Raw genomic sequence first — 11,165 nt, 5'->3', positions numbered from 1 at the left:
TCGCACACTCCGGACGAAATCTCACCGACTTCGCCGTCGTGTGACGGGGCCAAAACAAACTTGGCTGTAAAAATCGAACACGCGCTGTTGAGTTCTCAAGAAGCAACCGCCCTTCCCGTACAAGCACCGGACCTGGGTCCGTGTTGCTCTTCCGTGGAAGGCGTCTGCGTTTCCGCTTTGTTGTGTCTTCACTTTATCAGTGTTTCTGCGACCCGCCAAACCGGCGTTTTCGCGGAATCAACCGACCAGGAGTGGAGAATTCCTGTTTTCCCTCACCGCCCTTTTCAAGGCGACCCCCTGACCCTACCGCCTCCGGGCGCATGCCCGTGACGCTCTGGATCGGAGTGAAGAAGAGGTGTCGCGCGATCGCGGTCCGGGGCCGAACACGCCCTCAGGGCGCTCGCCGTCCCGCAGCGACTTTGCCGAGTATAGGCGGAGGTATCGAGGACGTCAAACCACGGCCCGGGTCGGGTGTCGAACCGGGAACCTGGCGCCCCTCGGGGCCGCGTCTTCGGGTCCTGGGGACCTCGTGATCCTCGCGCTCCCCACACCGGGAGCCGCGTGTGCACGTGGGCCGTTGTCACTGGACAACGCTGGTCCTCCCCGGGGGATTCCTGATCGAAACCCCGCGAACGGGGCGAATTCTCCGCGCCCCGGTGCCGGGGGCCGGCGCCCACGGGCGCCGGCCCCCGCGGGTCAGCCGAGGACGACCCCGCCGATGTTGCGCTTGCCCTTGCGCAGCACCACGAAGCGGCCCTGGAGGACGTCGTCCTCGCTCAGGCGCGCTTCGACGTCGGTCACCTTCGTGTTGTTCACGTACGCGCCGCCCTCCTGGATGGCGCGGCGGGCCGCGGACTTGCTCGGGGTCAGGCCGCTCTGGGCGAACAGGTCCGCCACCGCGGGCAGGTCGGACACCGGGCCGGCCACCTCGGCCTTGGGCACCTCGGCCAGGGCCGCCTCCAGGGTGCGCCCGTCCAGCTCGGACAGCTCGGCGCGGCCGAAGAGGGCCAGGCTGGCGTCGACGACGTTGCGGCACTCGTCCGCGCCGTGCACCAGTGTGGTCAGCTCCTCGGCCAGGGCGCGCTGGGCGGCACGGGCCTGCGGGCGCTCCGCGGTCAGGGCCTCCAGCTCGGCGATCTCCTCCCGGGAGCGGAAGCTGAACACCTTGAGGTAGCGGAGCACGTCGCGGTCGTCGGCGTTGAACCAGAACTGGTAGAACGCGTACGGCGAGGTGAGCTCCGGGTCCAGCCAGACGGTGCCGGTCTCGGTCTTGCCGAACTTGGTGCCGTCGGCCTTGGTGAGCAGGTTCGTGGTCAGGGCGTGCGCCTGGCCGTGCGGCTCGTTGCCCTCGATCCGGCGGACGAGGTCCAGGCCCGCGGTGATGTTGCCCCACTGGTCGGAGCCGCCGGTCTGGAGCGTGCACCCGAAGCGCCGGTACAGCTGCACGAAGTCGTAGGACTGCAGCAAAACGTAGCTGAACTCGGTGTAGCTCATGCCCTCGCCGTCGAGACGGCTCTTGACGGTGTCGCGGGCGAGCATCTGGTTGACGCTGAAGTGCTTGCCCACGTCGCGCAGGAACTCGATGGCGTTGATCCCCGACAGCCACTCGCCGTTGTCGGCGAGGATCGCGTCGGTCGGCCGCGGCGCCTCCCCCTGCGGGGTGAAGCGCAAGAACGCGGACAGCTGGCCGCGCAGCGCCTCCACCCAGCCCAGCACGGTCTCCACCGTGTTGAGCCGGCGCTCGGCGCTCGGCTTGGGGTCCCCGATGAGGCCGGTGCCGCCGCCGACGAGGGCGATGGGCCGGTGCCCCGCCTGCTGGAAGCGGGCCAGGGTGAGGATCTGGGTGAGGTGACCGACGTGCAGGCTGCCCGCCGTCGGGTCGAAGCCGCAATACAGGGTGATCGGACCATCGGCGATCGCCTTGCGGAGTGCGTCAAGGTCGGTCGTCTGCGCGATGAGGCCGCGCCACTGGAGTTCGTCGATGATGTCGGTCACTGTGCTTGCTCTCTGATTCGTAGGCGGGCCCGGGGCCCGATCTGCCTTGCAGTGTAGGTCGGCCCGGCCGGGGGCTCACCCTCTTTTCCCCGCGCCGCCCGCTGACCTGCGGTCCACCGCAACGGTATCGGCTCGGCGCCCGCGCACGCCCGTGCGGCTTCCGGATCCCCCGGGGGCGGGGCCTTGACGCGCTTGGCTAATGCCATTAGCTTTACGGCTATGGAGATGAGCTTGAGTACTGGAGCGACCGTTCACCGCATCACCCGCCCCGGCGGACGGATCGCCTACGACCTGTACGGGGCCGGGCACACGGACGGGACGCTGGTGGTGTGCGTGCCCGGGATGTTCGACCACCGGGCCTCCTTCCGGTTCGTGGGAGAGGCGCTGGCGCGCGCCGGGCACCGAGTCGCGGTGATGGACCTGCGCGGCCACGGGGACAGCGACGCGACGTTCGACGACCACACCGGCCGGGCCGCCGCCACCGACGCCCTCGCCCTGGCCGAGGAGTTGGGCGGCCGGGACGTCGTCCTGGCCGGCAACTCGCTGGGCGGTACGGCGGCGGCCATCGCCGCGCTGGAGCGCCCCGACCTGGTGGCCGGGATCGCCCTGCTCGCGCCCTTCCTGCGGCAGCCCTCGCCCGGACCCGCCACCCGGATCGCCCAGCGGCTGATGCTGCTGCGCCCCTGGGGTCCGCGGATGCTGGTGCGCTTCTACGACTCCCTGAACAAGGGGCGCCGGCCCCAGGGCCACCGGGAGCACCTGGACCGGATCCACGCCATGCTGCGCCCCGCCGACCGCTACCGGGCGGTTCTCGCCACCGTCGAGGCGCTCGGTGAGGAGGTGCGCTCCGCCGAGGGGCTGCGGGCGGAGGCCGTGGTCGTCGTCGGTGAGCAGGACCCGGACTGGAAGGACCCGGTCGCCGAGGCCGCCTGGGCGGCCTCGGTGGTCGGCGGCCGGGTGGTCGCGGTCCCCGAGTGCGGCCACTACCCCCAGAGCCAGCGGCCCGACCTGGTCGTCCCGGTGCTGGAGGAGCTGATCGCGCGGGTGCGCACCAATGCCTAGGGCCGGGCTCACCCCCGCGCTGGTGGTGGACGAGGCCGCCCGGCTCGCGGACGAGGAGGGCTGGGAGGCGCTGTCGCTGGCGGCGGTGGCCAAGCGGTGCGGTGTGGCCGCGCCCAGCCTGTACAAGCACGTCGACGGTCTGGCCGGGCTGCGCCGGGAGATCGCGGTACTGGGCGCCAACGAGATCGGCGAGCACCTGCAGCGGGCCGCGGTCGGGCTCTCCGGCGCGGACGCGCTGCGGGCCGGGGCGCACGCCTACCGGGCCTACGCGCTCGCCCATCCCGGGCGCTACGCCGCGCTCCAGAGGCTCGCGCCGTTGGCGAGCGCCGACGTGCAGCTGGACACCGACCCGGTGCGGGTGATGGCGGCGGTGCTGCGCGGGTTCGGGATCGCCCAGGACAGGTCGGTGCACGCCATCCGGGCGCTGCGCAGCGCGCTGCACGGGTTCGTGGACCTGGAGTCACAGGGCGGGTTCGGCCTGCCCGAGGACGTGGACGAGAGTTTCGCACTGCTGGTCGAGGGGTTCGTGCGCGCCTACCGGGACTGGCCCGGGGGCGGGGTCGACGGCGGGGGGACCCGCGGAGAGGAGACGGACTGATGCTGGCCGGACATTTCGGAGTGGCGGGGATCGTCAAGGCGTGGCGCCCGGAGATCCCGTTGGCGGCGCTGCTGGTCGCCTCCCAGGTCCCCGACCTGGTCTTCCTGCCGCTGGCCGCGGCGGGCGTGGAGTCGATGGGCCCCGCGGCCCCCGGCCTGAGCGGCTACGGCTCACTGCTCATCACGGCGCCGTTCTCGCACGCGCTGGTGTCGAACGCGGTGCTGGCGCTGGCCGTCGGACTCCTGGTGCACGTGTTCCTGCGCGAGCGCTGGGGACCCTCCGCCGGCTGGGTTCTGGGCGGGGTGGTGTTCTCGCACTGGCTGCTCGACCTACTGGTGCACCGGCCCGACATGCCCCTGTTGCCCGGCGGCTCGGGTCCGCCGCTGCTGGGGCTGGGCCTGTGGGAGGTCCCCGTGGCGGCGGCGGTGGTGGAGGGCTCCCTGGTGGCGGCGGGGGTGCTGCTGTACGGGTGGCGGACACTGCGGGACGTGCCGGACCGCAGGAGAGCATGGGCGTACAGCGTCGGGGTGGGGGCACTGCTGGCGGGGTCGTTCCTGTTCGACCTGTTCGCCTCCTGATCCCCTCCCGTCCCCTTTCCGGTCGGTCCGGGGAGACGAACACGACCCGGACCGGTGTTCCCGGCCGGGCCCGACATGCGACAAGCTGGTGAAAGGCGCCGTCCCCCGGCGGCGCTCCCCCGTTCCCCAGCCCGTGGAGCTTCCTCATGGCCGATAAGAAGTCGTCGTCGAAACTGGGCGGGATCGTCTCCGCCGTCGTCGGTGCGATCGTCGTCGCGGCGTTCGTCCTCTACCAGGCGGGGATCATCGACCTCGGCCTGGAGGACGGTGCCGCGGGCCCGGACGGCGGCGCCCCCTCCCCCGGCGGGGGCGCGTCCGTCGAGCAGGCCCGGACCATGCTGGACGAGCTGCGGGTGGAGGCCGAGGACGATCCGCCCGGGTACGACCGCGCGGTGTTCCCCCACTGGAGCAGCCAGGACGGGTGCGACACCCGCCAGACGGTGCTGGAGCGCTCCGGGGAGAACGTGGAGATGAACGAGGACTGCCGGGCCGTCTCCGGTTCCTGGTACAGCGCCTACGACGGGGAGACCTTCACCGACCAGCAGGACCTCGACATCGACCACATGGTGCCGTTGAAGGAGGGGTGGCGTTCGGGGGCGCACGCGTGGACCACCGAGAAGCGCGAGGAGTTCGCCAACGACCTGGAGTCCTCGCCGCAGCTGTGGGCGGTCAGCGCCTCGACCAACCGGTCCAAGAGCGACTCCGACCCCGCGGACTGGATGCCCCCGCTGGAGTCGGCGCACTGCGAGTACGCTGCCGCGTGGATCGAGGTCAAGCACGTGTGGGACCTGAGCGTGGACCCCGACGAGGAGGCCGCGCTGCGCGGGGTGCTGGACGGCTGCTGAGCCGGCGGACCCGAACGGTCCGGCGCACCGGGGCGGCCCCGGGCGCCGGGCCGTTCGCCGTCGGGGCCCGGCCGTGCCGCAGGCGCGGCCCGGCCCCGGTCAGGCCCGGTCCGCGGGATCCCCCGGACCGTCGGGGCCGACACCGCGGGCGGTGGCCAGGAGTTCCTCCTGGCCCAGGATCCCGAAGGCGTCGCGCACCTCCACCGCCACGCCCTTGCCGGGCGTCCAGAACGCCTCGGTCGCGCCGTGCAGTGCCGGGACCCCTCCGTTGTCGAACGGGGTGAGCTCCCACTCCTGCGGGGAGCGCTCGTGGTACTCGGCGAGGAAGTCGCGCAGGGCGTCGAGGTCGGTGAGGGCGTCGCCGCGCAGGACCAGGACCTGCATGACCACCTCGACGCCTCCCCCGTCCCTGGGCCGCTCCCACACCCGGCTGGTGAAGGCGACGTCCCCCCACTCGTACGCGAAGTCCGAGACCGAGGTCTCCTCGTCGATGGCTGCGGGCAGATGTCCGATGCTGAAGCCGTCCAACTCTCCCCCTCGTGGGTCGGTGACGGCTGCGGCCGTCGTGAGCGCGAGCGTGATGACCGCGGCGAGGAAAACCGCGACCGGGCGGTGCAGGGGCATGGGGTCTCCCGCCGGTACGGCACGGGACCATCCCGGGCCTTCCGGCTCCTTCCATGCTGGATCGCCCCCGGGGCCCATACCAGCGTGCTCCGGAACCTGTGGATAACTCCGCTCCGACACGCACGGCCCGCCCGGTCCGGTCCCCTTCCCGATCACGCCCGGACCAATCCGGTGCGGCGGAGCGGAATCGGCGCGGGGGCGCCGGCCTCGGGGGCGGCGGGTCCCCGCGCTCCCGGGGGCGGGCCGGTGCGCAGCGCGCGGGCGGCGGCGCCCGCGGTCACAGGGAGCGCAGGCCGACGAGGACGGCGTGCAGGATGTCCTTGCGGGCCAGCGGCCGGGAGGGACCGCAGCGCTGGAGGGAGCCGTCCTCGATCATCCGGCCGGCGATGGCCCTGACCTGGCCGACCGGGAGGTTGACCTCGGCGGCCAGCTCCACGACCGTCCGGGCCCGCAGCGCGTGGCGGAGGATGGCCTCCCGCTCCGGGCGCAGCCACTCGCTGCGCCCGGGGGTGCGGGCGGCGACGACCAGGGTGAGCAGGTCGAGCGTCTCGGGGCCGGGACCGGGGCCGCTGCCGTCCGGGTCTCCGGCCGCCACGGCGAAGGGGCGCAGGAACCGCTCCTCGACCCGGTCCGGACCGGAATCGCCGCCGGAGTCGCGGTCAGCCCCGTCCTTGTCGTGCCGGGCCAGGGCGCGGCGCCTGTCATGGCTCACTGTGTCCTCCCGGAGGTGTGGGAGCCGGTACCCGCGGGGCGTCCTGCTCGCGGGTCGCGGGGCGCTTGGGCAGGGGGGTCCGCTCCTGGTCCGGGGCGCCGTCGGGCCCCGTCGGCCCGGCGCCCCGGGCCCGCTCCCCCGGGGCGCCGTGCGGGGGCCCGGCCGCCGCGGGGGCGACCGCACCGTCCGTGCGCGCACCGTCCGGGGCGGGCGGCGGCTCGGCCGGGGCGCGGTCCGCCCACGGACCGGGGGCGCGGGAGGGGGGTTCCTGGCCGGGGGTGACCGGCCGGGGGCCGGTGAAGCCGGGGGGCAGGTCGCGGCGCTGCGCCGGGCGGGCCCCCTCGTGGGCGGCGCCCGGCCGGGACGCGGCGCCGGGCCCGGAGCGGCGGTGCTCCACCGCGAGGTGGGGCAGCGGCTCGGTGGGGTCGCCGGGGCGCCCCTCGCCGTCCGTGCGGGGCCGGTCCCCCGGGACCGGCTGCGGACCGCCGCCGGCGGGCTCCCGGCGGGGGCCGGTGCGGGGCGGGTCGGCGGGGCGCAGCACGTCGCCCAGCGCCTCCTGCGGGCCGGTCCTGCCCCAGCGCACGTCCCAGGGGCCCTCGGCCGCGGCGGTTCGCGGACCCTCGCCCGGCTGCGGTCCGTCGGCCGGGGCCGGCGCGGAGTGCCGTGGCCGCCGCCGCTCGGCTGCGGGCGGGCCGTCGGCGGGCGGCGCGTCGGCGAAGAGGTCGACCTCGCCCGTGTCGCCGACCGGGTGGTGGGCGTGCGGGGTCTCCTCTGCCGCCGGGCGGGGCGCGGCCGTCCGACGGGGCCCCGCGCCCGTGGGCGCGCCGGCGGCGCGCCGGCCGCCCGGGCGGGGCCCGGTCCCGGGTTCGACGGCGGGGCGGGGCCCGGTGTCGCCGGGTGCGTCCGCGAGCGGGCGCCGGGGGTCGGGGCCGCGGCCGGGGAACGTCTGCGGACCGGTGTTCCGGGTCCGTGCGGAGCGCGGCCCGGCCTCCCGGGGGCCGGCTCCGGGAACGGCGTGGGGGCCGGTGCCGGGGAAGGCGCCCGAACGGGGGCCGGTGTCCCCGGTGCCCGCGGGGTCGGTCCCGGAGCCGTCGGCCGGAGCCGTCCCGGCGCGCGGGTCCATCGGGACGAGGTCGCCCAGGCGGGGCTGGGGCCCTGTGGCGCTCCCGTGGCCGGGCCGGGGCCCGGCCGCGTCGGCGCCGGGGGCGGGGGCGGGGCGGGGGTCCGCGGCCGGTTCGGTGCGGGGGCCGACCGGGCCCGCCTCGAACGCGGGCTGCGGTCCGGTGGCGGGGCCGGCACCGCTGCCGTCGAACAGGACGCCGTCGAAGACCGGACCGTCGAACGCGGGGGCTCCGGGCTCCACGGGGACGCCCTCCTCCGGCACGACGGGGCGCAGGCCGGGCCCGTCCTCCGGTTCGGCCCAGCGCTGCTGGTCGCGCTCGGGGCGGGCGCCGGACGCGGCGGCACCGGCCCGGGACTCGGGCAGCCCGAACGCGGGGCGCACGTCCCCCTCGGTGGCGGCGCCCTCCCGGGGCCGCGCCGCGGCGGGGACCACCCCGCGCGGCCCGACCACCGCCGGTGCCTCGGCCGGTTCCAGCAGGGCCCTGGGGATGAGCGTGATCGCGCGGGTCCCCCCGTAGGGCGAGGGCTCCAGCCACACCCGCACGCCGTGGCGCTCGGCGAGGCGGGCCACCACGAACAGGCCCAGCCGCGGGTCGTCGGGCAGCGCCATCACGTCGAACTCGGGCGGTCGCGCCAGGGTGCGGCGTGCCTGCTCGTAGCCGTGCTCGGACATGCCCAGGCCGCGGTCCTCGACCTCCACGAGCAGTCCCTCCGGGCAGGGCCCGCACCCCACGTCCACCGGGGTGCCCACCGGGGAGAACTGGGTGGCGTTCTCGATCAGCTCGGCCAGCAGGTGCACGATGTCGGCGACGGCCTGGCCGTGCATGAGCAGGCGGGGGGCCGAGGTGAGCCGGACCCGCTCGAAGTCCTCGGTCTCGGCGATGGCGGCGCGCAGCACGTCCACGAGGGGGCGGGGCTGGCGCCAGCGGCGGGCGGACTGGCCGCCGCCGAGGATGATCAGGTTGTCGGCGTAGCGGCGCGCGCGGGTGGTCAGGTGGTCGAGCCGGAACAGCCGTCCCAGGGCGTCGGGGTCCTGCTCGTCGTACTCGATCTCGTCGAGCAGCCGCAGCTGGCGCTGGACGAGGTTCTGGTTGCGAAAGGCGATTCCCAGGAACGCCTTGTTCGCGCCGCGGCGGATCTCGGCCTGGCGCACGGCGGCCTCCACGGCGGTGAGCTGGGCGCTGTCGAACGCCTCGGCGACCTGGCCGATCTCGTCGTCGCCGAACTCGTTCAGCGGCGGCAGCTCCTCCTGGGCGTCCACCCGGTCCCCGCGCTGGGCCCGGTCGACGATGTCGGGCAGGTCGTCGTCGCGTTCCATGACGCGCTCGCGCAGCAGGGTGAGCCGGTCGGTGAGTCGGCGGGAGGAGCGGCCGACGGAGAACAGGGCGGCGGCGCCGCCGAGCAGGCAGACCAGGGAGGCGCCCACTCCGAGGGAGACCTGGGTGAGCGCGGCGCTCCAGGCCAGGTCGACGGTGCGGTCGGCCTGGGCGCGGGCCACCCCGTCGAGCAGGGCGACGGAGGTCCCGGAGGAGGCGGCCCAGTCGTCGCCGTCGACGTCGACGGCGGTGTTCCACTCCGGCGACGGGGACTGCCCGGGGTCACCGGCGGCGGGCGCCGGGGGCCGGGTGACGACGCCGCGGCTGATGTCCTCGGCCCGTGCCCAGGCCCCGTCGGAGACCATCTCCTCGTGGCGGGCGCGCACGGCCGGTGACAGCAGGTCGGCGGTCCCGCCGAGGGTGTCGCGGTAGGAGGCGGTGAGGTAGGTGAAGTGGGCGGTCTCCTCGTACCCCATCGCCCCGCGGGCCGCGACGCCGGCCAGGAGGGCGTCGGCGGTGGAGTACTCGGTGGCCGCTCCGAGGAGTTCGCTGGTCAGGACCGCGTCGGTGAGGTTCTCACCGCCGTCGGTGGTGTGCACGAGGGCGGTGGTGACGGCGGTCGCGTCGTCGAGCACCTCCCCGTAGCCGACGAGGAGCTGCTCCTGCACGGCGGAGCCCTCGTCCAGGGCGTTGCGCAGGGCGGGCAGGTCCGCGACGGCCTCGATGAACGCCTCGGCACTGCGCCGGACCTCGTCGTCACGGGTGGCCGTCAGCTGCTCGGCGAGCCCGACGGCGTCGGCGAGGGCGGTGTCGGTGTCGGAGCGCTGGCCGGCCAGGGCCTGCGTGTCGAGGTCGCCGCCGGCTTCGAGGCGGCCCAGTTGGACCAGGCCGAGGCGGCGTTCGGAGCGGAGTTCGAGGACGGCGGCGGAGAAGGCCTCGGTCCCCTCGCGGGCCTGGGCGACGGAGCCCATGAGGCGGACGGCCTGGACGGTGCCGACCGCGGCGACGACGAGCCACAGAGCCAGGAAGCACAGGCTCGGCACGAGCACGATGCGGGTGAGCTGACCACGGATCGTGGACGCTTTGACGCGGGTTCTGCGCATGGCCCCTCCAGCCTGTGCGGGTGCCGGGCGCGATGGCCGCGGCGGCTTTCGGTCGTGCCGAGGCTATCGAAAAATCATGGCGGAACGTTGTCAAACGATTACTACGAGTTGCCTTCGGAGATGCGGAGGAGCCCCCGGGACCTCCGGATCACCCCCTGAGAACCAGGTCGGGGCGCCCGTGCACGACGAAGGGGCCGCCCGCCGAAGCGGACGGCCCCTCGAACACTCCCCGCGCCACGGCGTGTCGCCGCGGTCAGGCCTCCGGGCGGTGGCGCGAACCGACCGGGTCGGGCAGCTGGTCGGCGGTCGGCGGCTGCTCGACCCCCAGCGAGTTGAGGATCTCGGCGTAGCGCAGCGCGGCGATCTTGCCGAGCAGGCCGTCCGCCCCCAGCGGGGCGCCCAGGCGGGCGCCGTAGCGCTCCGCCGTGGCCGCCAGGTCCGCGTGCAGCTCCGGCCCCAGGGCGCTGGGCGCGATGACCGGGCGCCGGCAGCCCCCCTGGCGCAGCTGGGAGATGGCCAGCTCCAGGGCCGCCTCGTTCTCCAGGTCGGCGGGAAGCACCGTCAGCCCCAGGCGGGCGGCGAGCAGGACCGCGGTCACCCCGGCCGCGGCCACGGCGGACTCGCCGCCGACCGCGCCCACCACCACGCCGTCGGCCATACCGGTGTCGCGGGCCACGACGCTGATCAGGCGCATGCGGTCGGCGCGCACGTAGCCGCTCTCGGCCAGGCGCAGGTGCAGCACCTCGGCGAGCATCGGGTGCGGCCCCAGGCCCTCGCTGACGCGGACGTCGGCGCCGGAGGCGCGCACGGCGGCGCCGATGGCGGCCGAGACCCCGGTGTGCGGGGCGGTCACCAGCGGGACGACCACGCCGGTCAGCGGCCGCTCACCGTCGCCCTGCATGCCGGCCAGCGCCTCGGCGAGGGTCTGCTCGTCGCCGTCGAGGTGGCCGTGGCGGATGGTCACCTCGGGCCGGTAGGCGCGCACCAGGTCGGCCATCCGGGCACCGATGGACCCGCCGTCGACGCCCCTGGCCTGCTCGGCGGTACCCGGGACCGCCATGATCAGGTTCGGGGTCCCGAACCAGTCGTCGAAGGACAGCGGGTTCCGGTGGCGGCCGGACCTCCGCTTGGGCAGTTCGCGTGGGGGGAGTCGATCAGAGTTTCGCATACCAGGATTCAGGATGAGAGGCGGACGGGGTGCCCGGTCGGA

General features: G+C 75.0%; 9 protein-coding genes. 4 read left to right on the top strand and 5 right to left on the bottom strand.

Annotated elements, in window-relative coordinates; all coding sequences use genetic code 11:
- Positions 1 to 696 precede the first annotated feature (696 nt).
- On the bottom strand, positions 697 to 1,995 hold the full coding sequence (tyrS, locus tag BUE45_RS28965; protein ID WP_073384099.1) for a tyrosine--tRNA ligase: 1,299 nt from the start codon (positions 1,993 to 1,995) through the stop codon (positions 697 to 699).
- A gap of 231 nt (positions 1,996 to 2,226) precedes the next feature.
- On the opposite strand from tyrS, the gene BUE45_RS28960 reads away from it, so the two are divergent.
- The 4 genes from BUE45_RS28960 to BUE45_RS28945 all read left to right on the top strand — a co-directional run bounded on the left by BUE45_RS28960 (position 2,227) and on the right by BUE45_RS28945 (position 5,078).
- Positions 2,227 to 3,057 carry an alpha/beta fold hydrolase gene (locus tag BUE45_RS28960; RefSeq protein WP_245833532.1) on the top strand — a complete coding sequence of 277 codons (831 nt, stop codon included), beginning with the start codon at positions 2,227 to 2,229 and terminating at the stop codon, positions 3,055 to 3,057.
- Positions 3,050 to 3,655 (top strand): TetR/AcrR family transcriptional regulator, encoded by a 606-nt coding sequence (locus BUE45_RS28955; RefSeq protein WP_073384097.1) that lies wholly within the window; start codon positions 3,050 to 3,052, stop codon positions 3,653 to 3,655. The genes BUE45_RS28960 and BUE45_RS28955 overlap by 8 nt, the downstream gene beginning before the upstream one ends.
- Positions 3,655 to 4,233, top strand: a complete 579-nt coding sequence (locus tag BUE45_RS28950) for a permease (protein ID WP_073384096.1) — start codon at positions 3,655 to 3,657, stop codon at positions 4,231 to 4,233. The genes BUE45_RS28955 and BUE45_RS28950 overlap by 1 nt, the downstream gene beginning before the upstream one ends.
- A gap of 146 nt (positions 4,234 to 4,379) precedes the next feature.
- Positions 4,380 to 5,078, top strand: a complete 699-nt coding sequence (locus tag BUE45_RS28945) for an HNH endonuclease family protein (protein WP_073384095.1) — start codon at positions 4,380 to 4,382, stop codon at positions 5,076 to 5,078.
- Between the two features lie 99 nt (positions 5,079 to 5,177).
- On the opposite strand, the gene BUE45_RS28940 is transcribed toward BUE45_RS28945, so the two are convergent.
- The 4 genes from BUE45_RS28940 to BUE45_RS28925 all read right to left on the bottom strand — a co-directional run bounded on the left by BUE45_RS28940 (position 5,178) and on the right by BUE45_RS28925 (position 11,123).
- Positions 5,178 to 5,702, bottom strand: coding sequence for a hypothetical protein (locus BUE45_RS28940; RefSeq protein WP_245833531.1), 525 nt, complete (start codon positions 5,700 to 5,702; stop codon positions 5,178 to 5,180).
- Between the two features lie 277 nt (positions 5,703 to 5,979).
- The gene (locus BUE45_RS28935) at positions 5,980 to 6,414 is read right to left on the bottom strand and encodes a DUF742 domain-containing protein (protein ID WP_073384094.1); all 435 of its coding nucleotides are present in this window, start codon (positions 6,412 to 6,414) and stop codon (positions 5,980 to 5,982) included.
- On the bottom strand, positions 6,404 to 9,955 hold the full coding sequence (locus BUE45_RS33955) for a sensor histidine kinase (RefSeq protein WP_073384093.1): 3,552 nt from the start codon (positions 9,953 to 9,955) through the stop codon (positions 6,404 to 6,406). Before BUE45_RS33955 ends, BUE45_RS28935 begins: the two co-directional genes overlap by 11 nt.
- 253 nt (positions 9,956 to 10,208) lie before the next feature.
- The gene (locus BUE45_RS28925) at positions 10,209 to 11,123 is read right to left on the bottom strand and encodes a sirohydrochlorin chelatase (protein WP_073384092.1); all 915 of its coding nucleotides are present in this window, start codon (positions 11,121 to 11,123) and stop codon (positions 10,209 to 10,211) included.
- Positions 11,124 to 11,165: the final 42 nt, after the last annotated feature.

It is taken from the genome of Nocardiopsis flavescens, assembly GCF_900141985.1.
Classification (GTDB): domain Bacteria; phylum Actinomycetota; class Actinomycetes; order Streptosporangiales; family Streptosporangiaceae; genus Nocardiopsis; species Nocardiopsis flavescens.
This window is presented reverse-complemented; position numbering and strand designations above follow the sequence as displayed.

Excerpts from the sequence above, each read along its gene's own strand:
- BUE45_RS28940 (WP_245833531.1), bottom strand. The coding sequence starts at position 5,702 with ATGCCCCTGCACCGCCCGGTCGCGGTTTTCCTCGCCGCGGTCATCACG.
- BUE45_RS28925 (WP_073384092.1), bottom strand. The coding sequence starts at position 11,123 with ATGCGAAACTCTGATCGACTCCCCCCACGCGAACTGCCCAAGCGGAGG.
- BUE45_RS33955 (WP_073384093.1), bottom strand. The coding sequence starts at position 9,955 with ATGCGCAGAACCCGCGTCAAAGCGTCCACGATCCGTGGTCAGCTCACC.
- BUE45_RS28955 (WP_073384097.1), top strand. The coding sequence starts at position 3,050 with ATGCCTAGGGCCGGGCTCACCCCCGCGCTGGTGGTGGACGAGGCCGCC.
- BUE45_RS28950 (WP_073384096.1), top strand. The coding sequence starts at position 3,655 with ATGCTGGCCGGACATTTCGGAGTGGCGGGGATCGTCAAGGCGTGGCGC.
- BUE45_RS28945 (WP_073384095.1), top strand. The coding sequence starts at position 4,380 with ATGGCCGATAAGAAGTCGTCGTCGAAACTGGGCGGGATCGTCTCCGCC.